Origin of the sequence: Archangium lansingense (assembly GCF_026626635.1) — a bacterium.
In the GTDB taxonomy this organism is placed as follows: domain Bacteria; phylum Myxococcota; class Myxococcia; order Myxococcales; family Myxococcaceae; genus Archangium; species Archangium lansingense.
Genome location: NZ_JAPNKA010000001.1, coordinates 7,880,472 through 7,901,834, shown reverse-complemented (window position 1 = coordinate 7,901,834; position 21,363 = coordinate 7,880,472). Strand labels below are relative to the sequence as shown.

11 protein-coding genes and 1 pseudogene are annotated in these 21,363 nt (G+C 65.3%); 9 read left to right on the top strand and 3 right to left on the bottom strand.

The features are described from left to right. The first annotated feature begins 11 nt into the window (after positions 1-11). The 4 genes from OV287_RS31490 to OV287_RS31475 all read left to right on the top strand — a co-directional run bounded on the left by OV287_RS31490 (position 12) and on the right by OV287_RS31475 (position 8,019). Positions 12-794: a thioesterase II family protein gene (locus OV287_RS31490; protein WP_267537750.1), complete on the top strand. Its 783-nt coding sequence runs from the start codon at positions 12-14 to the stop codon at positions 792-794. 42 nt (positions 795-836) lie between these two features. Continuing rightward, positions 837-1,154 (top strand): hypothetical protein, encoded by a 318-nt coding sequence (locus tag OV287_RS31485; protein WP_267537749.1) that lies wholly within the window; start codon positions 837-839, stop codon positions 1,152-1,154. A 16-nt stretch (positions 1,155-1,170) separates the two neighbouring features. After that, positions 1,171-2,046, top strand: a complete 876-nt coding sequence (locus OV287_RS31480) for a cupin-like domain-containing protein (RefSeq protein WP_267537748.1) — start codon at positions 1,171-1,173, stop codon at positions 2,044-2,046. Positions 2,047-2,247: 201 nt separating this feature from the next. Next, positions 2,248-8,019 carry an FG-GAP-like repeat-containing protein gene (locus tag OV287_RS31475; RefSeq protein ID WP_267537747.1) on the top strand — a complete coding sequence of 1,924 codons (5,772 nt, stop codon included), beginning with the start codon at positions 2,248-2,250 and terminating at the stop codon, positions 8,017-8,019. A gap of 918 nt (positions 8,020-8,937) precedes the next feature. Here the strand turns inward: OV287_RS31475 and OV287_RS31470 are convergent. Together OV287_RS31470 and istB (OV287_RS31465) are read right to left on the bottom strand one after the other, a co-directional pair. Next, positions 8,938-10,002: pseudogene (locus OV287_RS31470) on the bottom strand (IS701 family transposase); the annotation flags it as partial. A gap of 146 nt (positions 10,003-10,148) precedes the next feature. Next, positions 10,149-10,976, bottom strand: coding sequence for an IS21-like element helper ATPase IstB (gene istB / locus OV287_RS31465; RefSeq protein WP_267533778.1), 828 nt, complete (start codon positions 10,974-10,976; stop codon positions 10,149-10,151). Positions 10,977-11,361: 385 nt separating this feature from the next. Here istB (OV287_RS31465) and OV287_RS31460 point away from each other — a divergent pair, with 385 nt between their 5' ends. From OV287_RS31460 to OV287_RS31440, 5 genes are all read left to right on the top strand, one after another. Beyond that, positions 11,362-11,820, top strand: coding sequence for a hypothetical protein (locus OV287_RS31460; RefSeq protein ID WP_267537746.1), 459 nt, complete (start codon positions 11,362-11,364; stop codon positions 11,818-11,820). 9 nt (positions 11,821-11,829) lie between these two features. Continuing rightward, positions 11,830-13,344: an IS21 family transposase gene (istA, locus tag OV287_RS31455; RefSeq protein WP_267537745.1), complete on the top strand. Its 1,515-nt coding sequence runs from the start codon at positions 11,830-11,832 to the stop codon at positions 13,342-13,344. Then, on the top strand, positions 13,325-14,092 hold the full coding sequence (gene istB / locus OV287_RS31450; RefSeq protein ID WP_267537744.1) for an IS21-like element helper ATPase IstB: 768 nt from the start codon (positions 13,325-13,327) through the stop codon (positions 14,090-14,092). Before istA ends, istB (OV287_RS31450) begins: the two co-directional genes overlap by 20 nt. Before the next feature lie 92 nt (positions 14,093-14,184). After that, complete coding sequence (locus OV287_RS31445) at positions 14,185-18,744, top strand: RHS repeat-associated core domain-containing protein (protein ID WP_267537743.1); 4,560 nt, start codon at positions 14,185-14,187, stop codon at positions 18,742-18,744. Beyond that, positions 18,735-19,064 carry a hypothetical protein gene (locus tag OV287_RS31440; RefSeq protein ID WP_267537742.1) on the top strand — a complete coding sequence of 110 codons (330 nt, stop codon included), beginning with the start codon at positions 18,735-18,737 and terminating at the stop codon, positions 19,062-19,064. Before OV287_RS31445 ends, OV287_RS31440 begins: the two co-directional genes overlap by 10 nt. Before the next feature lie 421 nt (positions 19,065-19,485). On the opposite strand, the gene OV287_RS31435 is transcribed toward OV287_RS31440, so the two are convergent. Next, a complete protein-coding gene (locus tag OV287_RS31435) occupies positions 19,486-20,049 on the bottom strand; it encodes a 1-acyl-sn-glycerol-3-phosphate acyltransferase (protein ID WP_267537741.1) in 564 nt (187 codons plus the stop codon). Between the last annotated feature and the right edge of the window lie 1,314 nt (positions 20,050-21,363).

Genomic DNA, 21,363 nt, shown 5'->3' with positions numbered 1-21,363 from the left:
CGAGACACGCCATGGAGTCCCCTCCGAACGCAGACGCCACCGAGTCCTGGATCTCCCACCACACCCCGCGGCCCGAGGCGCGCGTTCGCCTGTTCTGTCTGCCGCACGCGGGGGGAGGAGCCTCGCTGTTCCGCACATGGGCGCCGCTCGTGGCGCCCGAGGTGGAGGTGCTCCCCATCCAGTTACCGGGCCGGGAGAACCGGCTGCGCGAGGCGCCCTTCACGGAGCTGCCCCCGCTGGTGGAGCGGCTGGTGGACGTGGTCCGCGCGTGGCAGGACAAGCCCTTCGCCCTGTTCGGCCACAGCATGGGGGCGCTCCTGAGCTTCGAGCTGGCCCGGGCGCTGCGCCGCCATGGGCTCCCTGGGCCGACGCACTTGTTCCTCGCCAGCTACACCGCGCCGCAACTGCTGGCGCAAACCCCGCCCAAGCCCCGGACGCACGAGGCCGATCCGGAGGTGGTGCGTGCCATCCTCACCGCGCGGGGCATCCCCGAGACGATGGGCGAGGAGCTGAAGCAGCTCGTCCTGCCCTCGCTCATGGCGGACACGGCCATCTGCGAGAGCTACCAGTACGTCGAGGAGGTGCCCTTGGAGTGCCCCGTGTTCGCGTTCCGCGGCAGCGAGGACTACGTGCAGGAGCACCACCTGGACGCCTGGCGCGAGCTGACGCGTGGCCCCTTCACTGCCCGGGCCTTCCTGGGCGACCACTTCTTCCTGCGGGACACGCCTCGGGGGCTCCTCCAGGCGCTGCGCAAGACGCTCGCGAGCGCTGGAGGCTCCGCCAGAGCCGCATGAACTGACGTTTCACTGTTTTCCCAACCCAAGGAGTCGAGAGCGATGAAGTTCCTCATCTTCGCCAAGGATCGCCAGAGCGGCCCTCAACCCCCGGATCCGGTTGCCCTCAACCGGGCTGTGCGCGACTGGGTCGGCGCGCGGCTCGCGGACGGCACCATGGACTGTGCGTATTACGTGCTGCCCAAGATGGGCATGTGCATCCTCAACGCGGACTCGCACGAGGCGCTGCTGACTCGGCTGCGCGAGTGGCCCTCGTTCCCCTACCAGGAGTTCGAGGTGCACATGCTCGCGGACGTGCGGCACGGCATCGACAACAACTTCGAGCGGCTGAAGAAGGCCGCCGAGCCCCAGGACACCTAGAAAGGCCGGGAGCCCCATGAGCACCAGCGCCGCGACAAAGCGCGCCGAGCCGACGAAGACGCTCGAGCGCATTCCGATGATGTCCCGCCAGGAGTTCTACTCAACCATCGGCTCCCTGGAGAAACCCGTCATCTTCGTCGATGCGATGAAGGACTGGCCCTCCACGAAGAAGTGGACGGCCGACTGGTTCCGCACCGCGCACGGCGACGCCACCGTGACGGTGGAGTGGCTCAAGTACACCGAGGATGCCCAGAGCCAGACGGGCGTGAAGCGCGCCGGCACCGTCCGCAAGATGAAGCTGCGCGAGTACGTGGACTCGCTCCAGGAGAAGAACACTCCGGATGTGGGCTACCTCATTGGCAAGGACATGTACGCCGTCCTGCCCGAGCTGCTGAACGACCTTCGCTTCCCGGACTATGCCTCCGAGAAGCGCATGACGGAGCAGCTGTTCTTCATGGGGCCGCCCGGCACATTCACCCAACTCCACCTGGACCGAGCGCACAACCTGCACGCGCAGATCGTGGGCAGCAAGCGGTGGCAGCTCTACTCGCCGGCTCGGGATGCACAGCTGCGTCCCATGAAGCTGGACTTCGTCTGGTCCGTGGTGAGCCAGTACGACCTGGCGCCCTCGGGCGGCAATCCGGACGTGCTGCCCAACAACGTGGAGCCCGACTACGACTTCGTGCTGGAAGCCGGGGAGATCCTCTACATCCCCTACGGCTGGTGGCACCGCGTCCTAACGGTGGACACGTCCATCTCCACGAACCTGTGGTGGTGGACCTGGTCGATGCTGGGCCGCATCGGTCCCGTGCTCGTGCCCTCGCTGGCGCAGAGCTTCATCAAGGGGCTGAAGAAGAAGTCCATCCGCCGCGGCTACTACGGCGAGAGCTGACGTCCAGCACCGCAGCAGCTTGCTGAAACGACGAGGGCCCGTTCCGCCATGAGCCAGGTGGGACGGGCCTCGCCGTATGTAGCCGCTCCCCAGGGCCATGCGAACGATGCGAGGTACCGCCGTGGTACAATGCTTCGCTCAGCTGAGAGGAAAACCATGGGCTCTGCGGCGGCATCCAATTGGAATCTCCGGTCGGCTTCGTTGCTTCTCCTCGCAGTGCTCACGCTCGTCCCGGGCCCGGCTGCTGCTACTGAGCAGGCTGGCCGTAACGGCGACGGTGTGAACACCTTCTACGGAGGCTATCAGGAGCACATTCCTCTCGAGGCGCCACGCTTTCACGGCATCGAGCCGAAGCTGAGCCTGGCCTACAACTCATCGAGCGGGAATGGCTTCGTGGGAGTGGGCTGGCGTCTGCAAGGGTTCAGCGTGCTCGAGCGCACGAATCCGGGAAAGGGAGCCCCGGGCTACAACGGTTCCGACATCTACATCCTCGACGGCCAGGAGCTCTTCCCGTGCGCCTCGGGGAGCACGAGCCCGAGCTGCACCACGGGTGGCACGCATTCGGCGAAGATCGAGAACTATCTACGAATCAAGTACGACGGTGCGAGCAATCGCTGGGAGATCACCCAGAAGGATGGCACGAAGGCCACGTATGACGCGCTCTACACGACCTCGGGCGGCACGTTCCGCTGGGGTCTCGCACGCGTCGCCGATACGAACGGCAACATCGTCACGTATGGCTGGTGGTGCGACGGCAGTCCGCACCTCGACTGCTACCCGTCGAGTGTGGCGTACAACGGCACGACGGTGACGCTCCACCGCGAGGGCCGACCTGACGTCACTACGTTCGCGGATGGGAGGAGCCTGGGGCGGACGAGCTACCGGCTGAAGACGATCGATGTGCAGGTTTCCGGCTCGCGGGTGCGTGCGTACAAGCTGGCATACACGGCGAGCGGAGGGACGTCGCGCTCGTTGCTGGCGAGCGTTCAGCAGTTTGGGAAGGATGCGAGCCTCGATGCATCGGGGACGGTGACCGGCGGCACGGCTCTGCCGGCGATGAGCTACGGCTACACCGCCAGCGGCCTGGCATTCACGCAGTACCCGGACGCGATCGGGGCCACGGCGCTCAACGGCAACGATGCGCACGCGATGCACGCGGGGGACTTCAACGGCGACGGCAGGCACGACGTCTACGTCTACTGGCCCACCGCGGGCACCAACCGCCTCTTCCTGAGCAACGGCAACGGTACGTTCACCCAGTACCTGGACCCGATCGGGGCCGCGTCTCTCAACGGCACCGATGCGCACACGATGCACGTGGGGGACTACAACGGCGACGGCAAGAGCGACGTCTACGTCTACTGGCCCACCGCGGGTACCAACCGCCTCTTCGTCAGCAACGGCAACGGCACGTTCACCCAGTACTCGGACCCGATCGGGGTCGCGTCTCTCAATGGCACCGATGCACACGCGATGCATGTGGGGGACTACAACGGCGACGGCAGGAGCGACGTCTACGTCTACTGGCCCACCGCGGGCACCAACCGCCTCTTCCTGAGCAACGGCAACGGCACGTTCACCCAGTACTCGGACCCGATCGGTGCCGCGTCCCTCAACGGCACGGATGCGCACACGATGTACGTGGGGGACTACAACGGCGATGGCAGGAGCGACGTCTACGTCTACTGGCCCACTGCGGGTACCAACCGCCTCTTCGTCAGCAACGGCAACGGCACGTTCACGCAGTACTCGGACCCAATCGGTGCCGCGGCCCTCAACGGCACGGATGCGCACGCGATGCACGTGGGGGACTACAACGGCGACGGCAAGAGCGACGTCTACGTCTACTGGCCCACCGCGGGTACCAACCGCCTCTTCGTCAGCAACGGTAACGGTACGTTCACCCAGTACTCGGACCCAATCGGGGCCGCGGCCCTCAATGGCAACGATGCGCACGCGATGCACGTGGGGGACTACAACGGCGATGGCAGGAGCGACGTCTACGTCTACTGGCCCACTGCGGGTACCAACCGCCTCTTCCTGAGCAACGGCAACGGCACGTTCACGCAGTACTCGGACCCGATCGGGGCCGCGGCCCTCAACGGCAACGATGCGCATGCGATGCACGTGGGGGACTACAACGGCGACGGCAAGAGCGACGTCTACGTCTACTGGCCCACCGCGGGCACCAACCGCCTCTTCCTCGGCGCTGGCGCCACGCCGGACCTCCTCTCGTCCGTGTCCAATGGCCTGGGCGGGACGACGGCGGTGTCGTACGCACCGTCTTCGGCCTGGGCGAATACCTACCTGCCGGTGGGCATGCTCCTGCAGACGGTGACCGCGGTCACGACGTCCGATGGGAGGGGAAGCTCGTCGACGACGAGCTACAAGTACACGGGGGCGCTCTGGTCATCATTGGAGCGGCGGTTGCTGGGCTACCGGAAGGTGACGTCGGTGCTGGATGCGGCGGGCAACTACACGGAGACGTACTACCACCAGCACGTCGGCTGCATCAGTAAGCCCGAGGTGACGTACCACCGCGATGCCGCTGGCAACATCTACAAATACTCGACGTTTGGGTATTCGGAGAACGCCGCGCCTCCCTACACGTCACTGATGACGCAGCGATGGGAGTACGAGTGCAACCTGTCGGCCTCGTGCCGCAGGACGCTGCTGCAGATTGGCTATGACGAGTACGGAAACGGCTATCTGACGTACGAGCACGGGGACTACGACGCGGCGGGGGACGAGCGGACATCCCTGCGGGGCCTGTATCCGAACAAGACGGCATACATCGTGGGCCTGCCTGCGTACGAGAACATCTACGCGGGGGTGGGGACCACGGGGACGCTGCTGAAGCAGACGCTCAACGAGTATGACGGCAATGGGACGTACGCGGCGGCGCCGACGGTGGGCCGTCTGTCGCGGCAGCGGGCCTGGAACAACCAGACGGGGGGCTACATCACCCGCGGCTTCGGGTACGACGCGTGGGGCAACCGGACGTCGGAGACGGACGAGCGGGGCGCTACCACGACGCACGAGTTCGATGGCACCTACCACCTCCAGGAGACGCGGCGGTGCAACGCCCTCGGACAGTGCTCGACGAAGACGTGGGATGGGGTGCTGAGCCTGGTGAAGTCCGAGACGGACATCAATGGGAACACCACCACCTATACCCATGATGCGCTCGGCCGGCCGCTGCAGACGAGGCTGCCGGATGGCAGCACCGAGTCCTTCGCCTACCTGGATTGGGGCAACCCCAACCTGCAGCGCATCCGCCAGACCTTCTCCGACAGCACGGCGGACGGCCTGTGGACGGAGGTGTACGAGGACGGAATGGGGCGCCGCTACAAGACGGTGAAGGAGGGCGGCCTCGTCCAGGAGACGCACTACAACGACGGCTCCACGCGGGTGTGGAAGAAGTCCTCCTGGTATGGCCCTGGGGAGACGCCCCAATACCAGGTGTTCTCCTTCGACGGGCTGGGCCGGCTGCGCACGGTCACCAACCCGGATGGGACCCGAGGCCAGCGCGCCTACGGCAATGGCTCCGTCACCAGCTACAACGAGCTCGGCCAGGAGCAGGTGACCTGGTTCGACGCCTACGGCCAGATGACACAGGTGCGCGAGAAGAATGGCACCACCTACCAGTACACCGCCTACCGGTATGATCTGCTCGGCAACCTCATCCGGGTGACGGACGCGGCGGGCAACGCCACCACCGTCACGTGGGATTCACTCGGGCGCAAGCTCACGGGGTGCGACCCGGACACGGGCTGCAGCAGCTATACGTACGACGAGAGCGGGCACCTCCTCACGCGGCGCGACGCGAAGGGGCAGACCACGACGTACACGTACGATGTGGTGGGGCGCGCGCTGACGAAGACGCTGGCGGACGGGAGGAAGTCCCAGTGGACGCACGATGAAGCGGGCCATGGAGCGAGCCAGGGCGCGGTGACGTCTCTGGTATTCCCGTCGGGCAGCGAGTCGCGCAGCTACGACTTCGCGGGGCGGGTGACGTCCACCACGAAGTGCGTGAGCGGGTACTGCTACACGCTGCAGTACGGGTATGACGTGACGGGGCGGATGGCCTCGGTGACGTACCCGGATGGCGAGCGGGTGACGTACGGATACGACGCCCAGGGGCGGCTGGCGAGCGTGAGCGGCTACGTCAATGGCTTCAGCTACAACGGCCGGGGCCAGTTGGTGTCGGCCACGTATGCCAATGGAACGACGGCCCGTTTCAACTACTCGGACACGCGGCAGTGGCTGAAGGATGCGAGTGTGACAGGGCCAGCCGGTCTCCTCTACCAGGCCAGCTACGGCTACGACGCGGGCGGGCGCGTGACGTCGATGACCTCCGCCAGCAACTCCTTCTCCAACCTCTCGTATACCTATGACGAGCTGAACCGGCTCACGGGCACCTCGGGAGCCCAGGCCCAGTCCTTCTCCTACGACGCGTTGGGGAACATCACCTGGAGCTCGCAGCTTGGCGGCCATGCCTATTCGGATGGTCAGCACCGCCACGCCGTCACGTCCGCGGGAGGCACTTCGTATCTCTACGACGCCAATGGCAACCTGCTGTCCGGCGACGGCCGCACCCTCGAGTGGGACAGTGATGACCGGCTGGCGAAGGTCATCACCGCGCGTGGCACCACCTCCTTCGCCTACGACGCGGACGGCCAGCGGTTGGTGAAGTCGGACCCCTCCGGCATCACGCGCTACTTCGGGCCGTTGCTCGAGCTGGGGCCCAACGGGCTGACGCGCTCCTACTACGCGGGCACGCTCCTGGTGGCCAGGCGAGACGCCTCGGGGGTCTACTGGTACCACCAGGATCACCTGGGCTCCGTCCGCGCCATCACCAACCAGGCTGGCGTCAAGGTGGCCAGCTACGACTACGCCCCCTTCGGTGCCGTGGTGGCCGCCTCGTCTTCCGCCTCCAATACCCTCGGTTACGGCGGTCACGTCACCGACGAGACGGGCCTCATCTACATGAACGCCCGGTACTACGATCCGAAGCTGGGGCGCTTCATCTCTCCGGACAGCCTCGTCCCCTCCGCGGCCAACCCGCAGGCGTTCAACCGCTACGCCTACGTCTACAACAACCCCATTTCGAACATTGACCCCACGGGCCACGTCCCCGTGGTGGCCGCCATCGCCACCGCCGTCAGCGTGGGCGTGGCCACCGGCTTCGCTGGCACCGCCTTCGTCATCTCCGTCATCGGTGCGGCCACCATGACGGTTGGCTACATCCTCGAGGATCCGATGCTGATGAGCATTGGTGGCGTGTTGCTGGGCGCGGCCTCCGCGTACACCTTCGGGGCCGGCTTCCTGGGCAACGCCGGCACGGCGCAGGCCGCCTGGGTAGGAGGTACCACTTCGGCCCTTACCTCGCCCGTCAGCCCCTTGGATCCCAAGCTGAAGCAAGCCATTGGATGGGCCTACACCGCCCAGAGCTTGTTCCACGAGTTCAAACAGCTCGACGAGAACATCGAAAAGGGTGCCGACAAGCTGAGTAAACGCATCACCAGCGAAGATCAGGCGAGAATCGAGGCGTTGAAGGACGCCAAGCTCAAGGCACTGTCGCCCGAGAACAAGGCGTTGCTCGACGATTCGAGCTGGACGCCGTGGCAGAAGCAGTACGGGGAGGTGGTGAAGAAGATAACGAATAACGCGCTCACCGCGCAGGAGGCGGTTGCCCTCAACAGCACGGGAGGGCTGGTGGGTCCGAGCGGTGGGGTGGCGACGCGAATGCTGGACGCGGCGACGGGGTGGATCCCGGGAGTGAGGGTGCACTCTGTGCTGCACGATGCCGCGGGCTTCCTCCGGACCGAATTCGGTGTGGGCCCTGGCTACCTGTACCTGAGCGGGAACTACTTCAACATGACTGCGACGAACCCACTTGCCGGCCAGGTAGAGGGGTTGACTGGCACGGGTGGACACTCCGTGGCGGCTCTCTTCCCGCGCCTTTTCTGAAGAAACGGCGGATTCTCCCAGTGGGGCGTTGGCCCTCCACTGGGAGATGGGGCGCGCAACGGTCTCATGCAGGAAGATGCCACCCGGTCTTCGATGGGTCGCGCCTGAAGGTTTTGAGGGCTGTGTAACCACTCGTGTAGGGTTTGGGAACGCGAATGAAATGGCTCACGCCCGCGCTGGGAAGTTTGATGGTCGCCACGATGGTGGGGTGTTTTCTGATGTTGCGGCCCTATTGGCTGTACGTGTCGCGGAGCGATCTGGGAGTGCCGCAGGGCTTTTATCGATGCCGTCTCAGCAATGACGCTGCGGTGCGCGTTCGTCAATGCAGCGTCGGTGTGGACGGTGCCGTCTTTCGCGAGGAGACGCTCCCGGATGGCACAGTTCACCGCCGATGGTTCGCCAATGGACTGACTGAATGCATGAGCGAGACGATAGGCCCTACGGGCAGGAGGCTCGTTGTGGGGGATGACAACTGCCGCAAAATAAGTGGGGCGGCCCGATTTCGGGAGCGCTGTCATCAATGATGCCCCAAGGCCGCTAGTCGACCTGCTGAGGCGATATGCAAACAGATGAAAAGACTGCTTTCAAGGCAATGGCTATCTTTCTCGAGGATTATTGGAGCCGAGTAGGTAGGCCAGAGTCTTTGGGAGATTTGCTTTCGGGGCTTCAAATGGGTGAGGACGGCCAGCCCATGGACCCGGCCCATTGGGCCGACTGGGTGCGTGCTCTGGAAGAGGCACGTGCCAGAAATCGTTGAATTTGAGAGGAGTCCTGTGATGTTGCTGGATGCGTTGAGCCAGATGCGGCGTGATCTCGAATCTGGCCGGATCGCAATGCACCTGGGGACGGTGAATGCGAACGTGCTTGTTGGATTTGTTGCGGGGTACTTAGTTCGAGTTTCGCACTTTCTAGCGGCGTTCAAGCCGCTGCCTTCAGGGAGCCGGGCAGGAGCAGGAGGAGGTTTTGTCGACCCTGTTTGCCCTGTGGGGTCGACGAAATCGCAGCGCGCAGGCAGGCGTAGCGCAGGGTGGTGAGCATGTCGGCGAAAGAGGGGTGTGCTTTTCGTCGATACCAGGACCGGATGGGTGGCTCGTAGAGGCGGTGCCCTTCCTGGGCGAACCACAGCACCGTGAGACTGTAGAGGAGCATGGCCAGGGGGGCGGTACGCCGCACCGCCTGACGACTCCAGCCTTGCGGCTCCTCGAAGCCCAGGTGGCTCTTGCTACCCTGAAAGGCCTCTTCGATGGACCAGCGCCCCGCGTATCCACCCAGCACCTGCTCGGCGGGCTCGTCCGTCACGGTGGAATAGAAGGCTTGCACGGGGCGGCCTCCCGTCAGCGGCTCGACGGCCACCACCTTGAGAGGACGGTGAGGCACGGAGTACCAATGAGCCACGGCCTCCACCAGGCGCACCTTGTCCTGGCGGCCATAGAGTTTCAGGGTGAGGCGATGTGCCTGTTGCTGCTCGAGCATTTGTCGCGGCGAGGGCAGGCGCTCGCCGCGCTTGCGAGGCCGGCCACGAGTACCGGGTCGATGCTCGGGAGCAGGTGCGTACAGGCGCGCGTCCAGAGGCAGGCGGCTGGTGAGGTCGCAATTGGCCGGCAGGTGTGCCAGCACGCTCTGCCCACCGTAGGCGGAGTCGGCGTACGCGTGAAAGTGTCGCTCGGGGCAACTCTTGCACAGACACTCCAGCAGCTCGACGGCCAGCTCGGGCCTGGTGCGGTACGCCATGCGCCAGCGAGCCGCGGCCTTCTGATTGAGGTAGAGACGGAAGAGAATGGGCAGGCTGAAGAAGCGGCCCGGAATGCAGGGCAGTTGCACACGTACGGCCAGCACCACCCAGGAGTGGCCCCAACTGGTCACCGCGTAGTGGCGGCTGCTGGCCAGAGGGTCATGGTGCATTCCGGCGCCGAACACCTTCAGCCCGTGCTTGCGAGCCAGGGTGTCATCGAGAGTCAGTGGCACGGGGCCCGACTCCAGCAGGTGCCCAGCGTCAATTACTTTTTCCCCTTGGCGACAATTACACTTCCCCATCGGGTTGATGTTCTGACTGCGTTCACTTCATCGTCGCCATAGTCGTCGCTACGTCCGTCGGAGCCTCTGAGTCGGTCACCTCCTGTGCCGTGGTGTTACTCGTCCCCGGGCGCCCTACGCGGGGCCTTGTCGACCGTCTCCCGGCTCTTGGCCTTCTCGCTGCGGTAGCTGTCGCCGGTGAGCTCCAGAATCAGCGCGTGGTGCACCACCCGGTCAATCGCCGCCGCAGTCGTCATCGCGTCCTTGAAGATTCGGTCCCACTGCGAAAACACCAGGTTGCTCGTAATCAGGACACTCCTCCTCTCGTAGCGCTGGGCCAGGAAGGTAAACAGCACCTCCATCTCCTCCCGGTCCTGCTGGATGTAGCCGATGTCGTCGATGATGACCGCGTCGTAGCCGTCCAGCCGCCGCAGCTCCTTCTCCAGCAACAGGCTCTTCTTGGCCAGGAGCAGCCGCTGCACCAGCAGCACCGCCGGGATGAAGAGCACCTCGTAACCACGCTGCACCAGCTCGTGGCCTATGGCGCTCACCACGTGCGTCTTGCCGCGGCCCGGCAGCCCGAAGGCCAGCACGTTCTCCGCGCGCTCGATGAAGCCACCCTCGCACAGGGCCGGTAGCTGGCGGCGCACCTTGGCCGGCAGCTTCTCCTGCTCGAGCGTGGCGAGCGTCTTGTCCGTGGACAGCCCCGAGGCCTTGAGCAGCCGCTCTATCCGTCGGCCCCGGCGCTCGCTCAGCTCCAGTTCCACCAGCTGGCGCAGGTAGTGCGGGCATGTCCAGCCCTCCTGTCCGGCGCGCCTGGCCAGCTCCTCGTGGTGGGCTGCGAATGCCGGCAGCTTCAGCGCTCGCAGCAGCATGGCCAGCGTCTGCTGCTGCTCGCCCTCGGCGCTCGCCGCTGCTCGCAGGGAAGTGGAGGTGGTGCTCATGAGGCCACCTCCCGCTGCTCCACCAGCAGCGCGTCATAGCTGCTCAGGTCCACCTCGGGCTGTGCCAGCTGGGGCACCTCAGGCCTGGCTGGCGCCACCAGTGTTGATGGTCACCAGGAAGCGCAGGTTCCTGGTCATGGGTCGCCGGGGGTTGCCTGACTTCAAGACTACTCCCAGCGATGGGTGCGGCCGAGAAGTTGAGGGGGGTGAGTGCGCCGGTGAAGTCCACGGCCGCGCGCGCCCAGAAAGACGGAAGGCCCACCAGAGGCGACTGGAGGGCCGTCCTGGAGGAGCGCCCTGGTGTGCGAGGCGGGCGGGCCGATGAGCAAGAGGTAGCGCACTCCGGGGCGCGGCGCCAGAAGCAGGCGCGTGCGAGGAGCCCCCGTTGGAGGCGCTGCGCTTCGTGGTGTGCGGCCGGCCCGAGTGCCGGCAGGTGTTCTTCCTCTGCTCCGCGTGCGACCGTGGCCACCGCTACTGCGGGCCACCGTGCAGTCGAAGGGCGCGAGCGGAGTCAATGCGCGCGGCGGGTGCGCGCTACCAGCGCACCCGAGACGGACGGCACGCGCATGCCGCGCGGCAGGCGGCCTGGCGGGAGCGGCGGCGACAGAAAGTGACGCATCAGTCTCCCGCCGCTGCGGCACAGACGGCGAGTGTGCCTGTCGCGCCGGCCCCGGCCGCCACGCAGGTGGCCGCGGAGCCGAGCGCAGCGAGGCCACTGCCGCATGCACCGCCGCCATCCATCCCCGCCTGCACCTGGTGCGGGCGTCAGAGTCCCTTCCTGCGCCACACCACCCTTGCGCGCACCCACGTGGGCCGGCGCTTCAGGGCTGCCCGTCCGCCGTGAGGTGGGCCCATGATTTCCCCCGAGCTCGCCGCCCGCATCCGCCGGCTGCACTTCGCCGAGCACTGGAAGGTGGGCACCATCTGCTCCGAGCTGGGCGTGCACCACGACACCGTGCGGCGCGCCCTGGCGCTCGAGCGCGTCAGCGGCACGGGGGTGAAGTCCGTCAGGCCCACGCTGCTGGATGCCTACAAGGACTTCATCCAAGCCACCCTGGAGGCTCATCCACGCCTCACCGCCATGCGCCTCTTCCACATGGTGAAGGCGCGCGGCTATGTGGGTGGCCCGCTCCAGGTGCGCCGCTACGTGCGCACGGTGCGTCCCACCTCTCGCGCCGAGGCCTTCCTGCGCCGCAGCACGCTTCTGGGCGAGGAGGCCCAGGTGGATTGGGGACACTTCGGCACGCTGTCCGTGGGCAACACGCGCCGCCCTCTGTGCTGCTTCGTCATGGTGCTGGGCCACAGCCGCGCCCTCTACGCGCGCTTCTTCCTCGACATGACGCTGGAGAGCTTCCTCAGGGGCCACGTGCTGGCCTTCCAGGCGCTGGGGGGCGTGCCGCGCGCGCTGCTGTACGACAACTTGAAGTCCGTGGTGCTCGAGCGCGCCGGAGACGCCATCCGCTTCCACCCGCGCCTGCTGGAATTGGCTGGCCACTACCACTTCGCACCCAAGCCCTGCGCCCCCTACCGCGGCAACGAGAAGGGCAAGGTGGAGCGCACCATCCGCTACCTGCGCGACTCCTTCTTCGCCGCGCGCACCTTTAGCGGCGTGGATGACCTCAACGCGCAAGCGGCGCGGTGGGCGGCCGAGGTGGCCCACGCGCGCCAATTGCCCGGCGACGTCACCGGGCGCACCGTCGCCACGGCCCTCGAGGAGGAACGCCCGCGGCTGCTGCCCCTGCCCGCACACCCGTTTCCCACGGACGTGGTGCGCCCCGTCGCCTCCGGCAAGACGCCCTACGTGCGCTTTGACTCCAACGACTACTCCATTCCACACACCCTGGTGAAGAAGCCCCTCACCCTCGTGGCCTCCGAGACACGCGTGCGCGTGCTGGACGGCTCCCAGGAGGTGGCCTCCCACCCGCGCTGCTTCGAGAAGGGCCGCACCCTGGAGCAGCCCGGCCACCTCGCCGCTCTCGCCGACGCCAAGGCCCGCGCGCACGAGCTGCGCGGCCGGGACTTGCTGCGCGCCTCCTGCCAGCAGGCGGAGGGCTTCCTCGCTGCCCTCGCTCAGCGCGATGTCTCGCTGTCACACCACACGGCGCAGTTGCTGAAGTTACTTACGCTCCACGGCGCACGTGCCCTGGATGAGGCCCTCGCCGAGGCCCTGCGCAAGGGGGCGGTGAGCGCCCCCGCCGTGGCCCACCTCCTGGAGCAGCGCGCTCGCCGCCAGCGTCAGCCTCCACCACTCACCGTGGTGCTGCCGGATGACCCGCGCATCGCCGCCTCCCGCACCCGCCCCCACTCCCTCGCCGACTATGACCGCCTCCTTAACAAGGACTCCGCCGATGACGACTCCACTCGCTGACCGCCTGGCCTCCCTCGGGCTGCACGCCACCTCCCAGGGCCTCGCGGACCTCATCGCCCGCGCCACCAAGGCCAGGTGGGGCGCTACCGAGATGCTGGAGCACCTGGCCGACGAGGAGCAGAAGGAACGCGGCCGCAGAAGTCTCGAGCGGCGCCTGTCTCGCAGCCGCCTTGGCCGCTTCAAGCCCATGGCGGACTACGACTGGGGATGGCCCAAGAAGATTGACCGCGAGGCCGTCGAGTCCGCCTTGCGCCTGGATTTCCTGGAGCGCGCGCGCAACGTCGTAATAGTGGCCCCTCAGGGACTGGGCAAGACGATGATCGCGCAGAACATCGCCCACCAGGCCGTCCTCAAGGGGCACTCCGCTCTCTTCGTCACCGCCTCCCAGTTGCTGCTCGACCTGGGTGCCCAGGACACCAGCCGCGCATTGGACCGCCGCCTGCGCCACTACACCAGCCGCACCAGCCTGCTCGTCATCGACGAGATGGGCTACCTCGCCTACGACGCGCGCAACGCGGACCTCCTCTTTCAAGTCGTGGCGCGCAGGTATGAACAACGCTCATTGGTGATGACCACGAATCTGGCGTTTTCGGACTGGCCGACCATTTTTCCCAACGCCGCGTGCGCCACCGCGCTGATTGACCGCGTCATCCACCACGCGGACGTCCTCGCTATCGAAGGCGAGAGCTACCGCCGCCGCGAGGCCGAGGAGGCCGCGACGACCAGGAAGGCGAAGTCCAAGCGCTGAGCCTCTCCTCGGACCGGGATGCCGGACCCCCGGCACACCTCCGGCTTCCCGGTCCAAATTTCCGCGCTTCCTCGTGAACGCCAACAGTCGCCATGGGAACCAAGGACCAGGCGGGGAGTGGCACGCTGTATGACGCCGTCACCTACAGCTACATCTCGTGGAACGGCGTGGAGCGGCCCGGACGGGTCGAGCAGGCCCGCTACCGCTCGCGTCTGGAGCGCTACCTCTACCCCTTTGGGGAGTTCCAGCGCTCGCAGTTGGGCTCAGTGCAGATGGTCCGGCACACGTATGGCTCGGATGGGCGCGTGTCGACCGCGGTGGGTGGCGGGTATGGGATGTCCATCTCCTGGGAGCCCATGGTGGGCAGTTGCCAGCCGGGTTCCAATTGCTGCGGACGGGTACCGCAGGTGCGCCAGGTGACGGACGCCTACGCCGGACGAGGGGATGGAAACGAGGGCTCGGCCAGCCTGTCGACTTTCTACGAAACGCTCTCCAACCATGGCCAGGAGCTCCAGCCCCGCCTGTATCAGACGACGGACACGTGTAGCTCGAGCTGGGCGTGCAGCCCGGGTTCCGTGCGCTCGGAGTGGACGTGCTCGTCGCCCGGCAACCCGGGCCGTGAGGTGGCGCGCAAGGACAAGCGGGACAATTGGGAGGTGTATTTCTATTCGTCTCCAGGGGCCACGCCGCAGCTCGAGCGGACCCAGGTGCTGCGCGGGGCCTCGGACATGACGGGCACGGGGGCGCTGGAGCAGGAGTCCTTCAGCTACACCTATTCCAACGGCCAGCAACTGGTGCAATCGAGGGAAGAGGCGAGCGTGCTGGGCGGCGCGGCGGACCGTCAGCGCACGTTCTACGTGTACGAGTCCGGCAGCAACCGGACAAAGGCCGTCTTCGAGTCCGGCATGACGCGGGAGCGTGCCAGCGATGGCACCTGGACGACGGTGCGGCGCATCGTGGGCACCTTCTACTTTACCTCGTCTGGTACCTCCGCCGATCCCATGGGCCGCCCGCTGGAGGTTCACGGACCCTGCCTCGTTTCGAGCGAGGCCGCCACGGATTGTACGACCATCGATTATCCGGTGACGAAATACGAATATTACACCAATGCCGAGGCCATGGTCCTCCTGCGCAACCGTTTGAAGGCGGTCTATGTCTATCCTTCGCGCACATCCTCCGTCGCGCTGGACACGAGGTATACCGCCTACGATGAATGGGGGAATGCCAAGGAGATCGTGGACGCCAATGGTGTGAAGACCACGAACACCTATGAAGAAGACAGACTGCTGACGAGTGTACATGGCTGGTCGCCCGTGACCACCCGGTACTATTACGCGGATAAGCGGAACCTGTCGGCCGTCCTGTATCCGGAGGGGAACTACGAGGTGTTCTGCTACCGGGTGGGCACGCTGACGGATGCGTGCTCGGGTGGGACCTTGACGGAGAAGTTGCAGTGGAAGGCGCGGGCCTCGCTGCCGGACGGCTCGAAGTGGACGGAGAAGGTGGTGTATGCCTACTGGCCGGACGGAACACTGAAGGAGGAGCGCTACCTGTCGTGGACGGGCACCAGTGCGCAGACGCGGCGGGTGATGAAGTACGCGGCGGACGCCCACCGGCGGCCTACGTGGCAGAAGCAGGGCGAGGGGACGGGAAGCTTCCACTCGGCGAGGTCCTTCGACGGTGCGGACAACCTCACGGGCGTGGGCCATCCCTTCAACGAGCCGCCCGCCTGGTGCGGCGGGGTGAAGGCGGGAATGGGCCCGCAGGAGGACGGGACGCCTCTGTCCCAGTTGTGCTCCTCGATGGCCTATGACAGGGCCAACCGCCTGGTGCAGGTGGACGAGTTCCCGGCGGACGGCGTGGCCCAGCGGACGCTCTTCAAGTACGACGCCCAGGGCAACGTGTCCGGGGTGAAGACGGGCTGCCTGGAGACGGACACCTTCGACACGTGCGGCCAACCGGCGGCGACGTACACGTACGATGACTTCGGCCAGGTGGTGGAGGTGTCGCTGCCACACGCCGATGGCCCGGTGCGCTATGCTTACGATGCGCGGGGCAACAGGGTCCTGAAGGAGACGGAGGCCATGCGTCAGGCAAACGAGTATGTCTCCTATACCTATGACATGCTCTCGCGGCAGGAGACGGCCGTGCGCGTGTCCCCAACGCAACAAGAGACCCTCTACCGGTTCGGTTACGATTCCCAGGGCTCGTACCCCGCGAGTTGCACGGCCCTGGCCTATACGAAGGGACGGCTGCGCTACCGGGAGGACTCCTTTGGAAAGACCTGGTACAACTATGATCAGAAGGGGCGGGTTCTGGGGGAGATTCGCGTGCGGGCAGGGCAGACGACATGCGGCACCGTGGCCAACGCCAATCCCCACACCCTCTACACCTACACGAACAACGGAAACCTTGCCTCGGTGACGTACCCGAACGGGCGCAAGGTGACGTTCGTGTATGGAACGGGTGCTGGCAAGGACAGGGTGGCGTCGGTCAAGGCGTCGCTCCACGACGGCACGGCATGGACTGACAAGACGCTGTTGAGCAATGTCACCTGGGAGCCCTATGGCGGGTTGCGTGGCTACACGCTGACCCACCCCACCACGAGTACGACGAGTACGTCGAGCACGGTGGAGTATGGCCTGGGGGATGATGGTTCGGTGGCGCCGGTGGGCTGCTCGGCGACTTTCCCGTCCGCGACGGGCTCGGATCTGACGGGCCGGCTGCGCAGCCTGCGCGTTTCCTCGGGGACGGTGGCGATGGGCGCGGGGACGGGGGACCTCTACCGGCGGACGTACACGTGGAAGGCGGACCAGGTGGTGCGCACGGACACGTGTTTGTTGACGGAGACGACGCCAAGGACGGAGACGTACGGCTATGACAGGACCCTGAGGTTGACGGGGGCGAGCAGGCCTACGGGCAACTTCGCCGCTACGGGCGGGGCTTTCGATTCGCGGAGCTACGGGTACGATGGTCGAGGCAACCGCACCACCATGAGCCGCGATGGGTCCGCCTACAGCCTGAACTACGCGGCCTCGTCTCGAGGTGACAGGCTGATGGGCTGGGGCTCGTCCAGCACGGGTAGCCTCCTGGGGTATTCCCTGGGGTACGACGCGGATGGGCGGGTCTCCTCGAAGGAAGGGGCACGGACGTTGGACGGAACTCCGACGTACGTGGTGGACTTCGCCTATGGCCAGTCGGTGGGAGTGGCCACGGATACCGTCTTCCGGGCGGTGGAAGTGAACGGGGTCTTCTACAACTACTACTACGACTCCCTGGGACGCCGTCGGCTGAAGAGCTACCCGGGCGGTACTTCGGACGAGTTCTTCCACGACCTGAAGAACCAGCTGCTGGTGGACCGGGGGAGCAACAGCGCTGTCACGCCGGTGGCGTACTACACGCAGGATGACTACGTGTGGCTGGGTGGACGGCCGGTGGCGATGGTTCGCGGCAAGCTGAGCACCACGTGGAGCCGGCTGTCGGACTGGTCGACGGACTGCGTGCGCAACGGTGAGGACGCGGCCTGTGGAGTGTACTTCCCGGTGACGGATCACATCGGCAAGCCGGTGCTGATGTTGGATGGCAGTGGGAAGGTGGCGGGAGCCGCGGATTACGATCCATTCGGCCAGGTCAATCGTGTGGCTCTGCACGGAGAGACGGCGCACCCGCTCGACATCAACAACCAGGCTCCCGTGCTGGCTGAAATGGCGCAGCCCATGGACGCGTCCATGAAGGTGAGGATGCGAGTCCTCTTCCATCTGGTGGACCTGAATGGCGAGGGCTCAGTAAGTCTGTTCGACGGAGCGACCTCAACCCAAATCACCACGGGCATCGGAGGTCCAGGCAATGGCAATGTCTGGTCTAGCTGGGGGCAGCCCTCGACTGGATACGCCCAGGTGAAGTTTGTTCCGGGGGGGTCCTATTCCGGCACGTCGTCGGGAGTGGTGCTGGAATCGTATGAGTACCAGCGCTACCAGACGGGGGCGCAGCCCTTCTGGACGCCCCTGCGCTTCCCCGGCCAGTACCATGACGCGGAGACGGACCTCTTCGAGAACTGGAACCGGTACTACGACCCGAGTATTGGCAGGTATCTGCAGCCGGAGCCGCTGCACCAAGAGCCGAACTGGGTTCGCAGAGTTGCAAGGATGGGCTTCTCGCCGCCGGTCTACTCGTATGCTGGAAACAATCCTCTAGCGCGGATTGATTCGGATGGTCGCGACGCGTTCATCATTCGACAGCTGTGGGCGGGTATCGTCGAGCATTGGGGCGTGGCTGTTGAAGTCTATTGCCATTCCGAGAACACATGCGATCCCGAACGGCGTGTTATGCGCTATGACTACTCGTGCAAAAAGGTAAATACGTCGCAGACTTGGCAATGCGTCTTCGGATTTCCTGATGGCAAGTTTGATAATAAGAGCCCATCATTGAAGGCGCTCAAGGACTCGTTGTTAGGGGGTCGCAATTACGTGGAGGTGGTTCCTCTTGATTGTGAGGACTCGGCTGCGGCAGTGGAGCGAGTGTGTGGCTATCTTGCTGATGTGCCTCAGTACAGCATTCTGTTTAGCAACTGCCAACAGTTCGTTTGGGATGTGGTCTATGGTTGGCCTGGTCCTGCGGCCGCCTATTCGCCTGGTTACTCTGTATGGCCATGATGAAGAGATTTGCATTGATTGCGCTGGGGTTCGTGCTCGGGCTGTTCGGTGCTCAGCTTGCCTCGGAATTGATGAGCGCAAAGTACGACGAGCAGTATGGGGTGCTTCGGAAGGACATTTCTATTTGCGAACTTCAGCAGTCTGGATGCTCCACTGGTGAGAGCTTTGGCGGCTTGATGGCGGGGACGCCCTTCCTCTTCCGTGGAGATCATGTGTTGGAGGTGCGGGTTCGCGTGGCGCCTTCACGCGTGAATGAGTTCTTTGACCTCCGCGGCAAAGAGTGGGGAGAGAAGACCGAGCACCGACTACTCTTTGAGTGAGGTGTGAGAAGCATTTAGGCCCCGGTGGAATGCCGCCGGGGTCTTGTGTTCCCTTGTATGCCGGCACACCTGCCGTTTGCTGTGAACAGGCTCCGTCCGCCAGCGGGTTCCTGCATTACCGAGCACGCAGGATGATGCTGGAGCGTGTCTGGGTGAGCGCGCTGATTGATGGGCAATCCCCTGGCGGGCAGGAGGCGCCATCCGCGAGACCGAAAAGGCAAGGCGAGTTGGTTGATGGAATGGCCAGGAGCCAGCGATTGCGCCTCGCTGGCGCGTTGGGTATCGCAAGTGTTTGAGGGAGATCTGTTCCCGGTGCTGGGTGTGTCCGCAGAGGGGTCGCCTCGTGGTAGCCGTTCACCGCATCAGCTAACGGCCTCAGCCTGGATGCGGTGAGCGTGATTGGAACGCTGGGGTGGAACGCTCACCCCGAGAAGACGGAGCGGCGCTCCTTGAGGAGGGCCTGGAGCATGCCCTGGATGGACTCGCGGGTGCGCTCGGTGAGCCGTTGCACCTGGGACATGTCCTCGGCGGCCTCGGGAGGCAGGTCCCCCATGCCGATCGGATCGCCGAAGCGGATGGTCCACCGAGCCGGCAGCGGAGGCGGCGTCAGCGGCAGGTAGGGCAGCCCCAGGAAGCCGGCCGGGAGCTTGGCGAACAGCGGCGCCGTCTCCTCGGCGCCCACGATGGCCACCGGGACGATGGGCGCGCCCGTGCGCAGCGCCAGCTTGACGAAGCCGCCTCGGCCGAAGCGCTTGAGCTGGTAGCGCTGTGCGAAGGGCTTGCTCAACCCCTGAATGCCCTCGGGGAAGACGATGACCGGGCGCAATTCGTCCAGCAGCCGCAGCGCGTTCTCCGGGTAGGCCCGCACCGCGCCCAGCCGGTTCATCAGAGTGCCGAGCATCGGCGCGTGGAAGACCTGGTCCTCCGCCAGCCAGCGCGCCTCCAGGAGGTCGGGTCGTTCGCGCGACAGCGCCTGCTGCAGCACCGGCTCGTCGATGGGCAGCGCCCCCGGCGTCTCTCGTCGTGGACTGCAGTCCGCCCTGTGAGACCCACGAGGTTTGCACACGAGTTGGATTGAGACGGGTCGAAGAGTCTAGGGCGTGGTGGCCTTCTTCCCTGGGCCGTGGCCTTCGTCGCACGCGCGCCGTGCTCAGTTCCGAGCAACTGCGTCATCCGCATCCGCGCATTGACGAGGTTGGTCACCTGCCGGGACGGTGGTGTGGCCGAGTCTGGGATTTCGAACGCTTGAGGCTTTCGTGGGCTGGCATGTCTTGTGCTGAGCGGCTGCCGAGGTGTGCGCCAAGCACCTGCCGGAGAACGGAAAGAAGGATTCATGAGGCGAATTGTATTGATGCTGGGCCTCGCCACGGGAGTCTGGGCGGGTTGTTCGAAAAGCCAGACGGAGCCCGAATCGTCGATGCCGAGGGATGTACTCACGGAGCGCCGCCCGCTGAAGGCGGAGAAGGCGACGAAACAGGTGGGCGAGGACTGCACGGAGAATGGCGCCAGCGCGTGTCTCTCTGGCGTCTGTCTTCATGTGAAGCCCGGCCGCAAGGAAGGCTACGTCTGCAGCCGAGCGTGCCAGAGCGAGCAGGAGTGCCCGCCGAACTGGCAGTGCTCCCAGGTGTACCCGACGTCCCAGGGGAGACTATGCGCCCCTTCACCTGCTGGGCGGGAGTCTGCTCCCAAGGGACAGTGAGCCCTTTCTTCGAAACCACCCAATTTCTTATCAATGAGTGACGACATGCGTCGGATGCATATCTTGGTGTGTAGCTGGGGTTCGCTGGGGCTCCAGTGGTTGAATTGGCTTGGTGCAAGGGCAGCCGTGATCCTGGGGATCCTATGTTTCTGGCTGCCCCTAAGTGCCAGCAGTTATGAGATGTGGAAGTCTCCCGAAAGCGGAGGAACCTGGTACACGAGTTTCACGTGCGCCTGTCCGGGCCAGGCCCCGCTGACCTGCTACACAGGGGCTTGTGGCTCCAGTAACTTCTATTGTCCCGGTGCTTCCCGCCAGGGTGAATGCAAGGAGGTGGCGACGCATTGTCTGGCGAATGGTGGTGGTAGTTGGCCGGACGGGAATCCCAGGCAGCCTCGACCCCCGGATTGTCAGAAGGAGGGGAATTGGCGCTGTCGGACAAACGCGGACTGTACTGCTTATAGCGGAGGCACGTGCGTCATCAATGATTCGATGAAGATAGAGATAGTCGGGCTAACGACGTTCGTGGAGGGTGAAGGGACGCATTGTGAGTACCCGCCCGATTCGCAAGGAAGGGGCGATGAATGCAACGACGGTTTCGAC

Excerpts from the sequence above, each read along its gene's own strand:
- OV287_RS31490 (WP_267537750.1), top strand. The coding sequence starts at position 12 with ATGGAGTCCCCTCCGAACGCAGACGCCACCGAGTCCTGGATCTCCCAC.
- OV287_RS31485 (WP_267537749.1), top strand. The coding sequence starts at position 837 with ATGAAGTTCCTCATCTTCGCCAAGGATCGCCAGAGCGGCCCTCAACCC.
- OV287_RS31480 (WP_267537748.1), top strand. The coding sequence starts at position 1,171 with ATGAGCACCAGCGCCGCGACAAAGCGCGCCGAGCCGACGAAGACGCTC.
- istB (WP_267533778.1), bottom strand. The coding sequence starts at position 10,976 with ATGAGCACCACCTCCACTTCCCTGCGAGCAGCGGCGAGCGCCGAGGGC.
- istA (WP_267537745.1), top strand. The coding sequence starts at position 11,830 with ATGATTTCCCCCGAGCTCGCCGCCCGCATCCGCCGGCTGCACTTCGCC.
- istB (WP_267537744.1), top strand. The coding sequence starts at position 13,325 with ATGACGACTCCACTCGCTGACCGCCTGGCCTCCCTCGGGCTGCACGCC.
- OV287_RS31445 (WP_267537743.1), top strand. The coding sequence starts at position 14,185 with ATGGGAACCAAGGACCAGGCGGGGAGTGGCACGCTGTATGACGCCGTC.
- OV287_RS31440 (WP_267537742.1), top strand. The coding sequence starts at position 18,735 with ATGGCCATGATGAAGAGATTTGCATTGATTGCGCTGGGGTTCGTGCTC.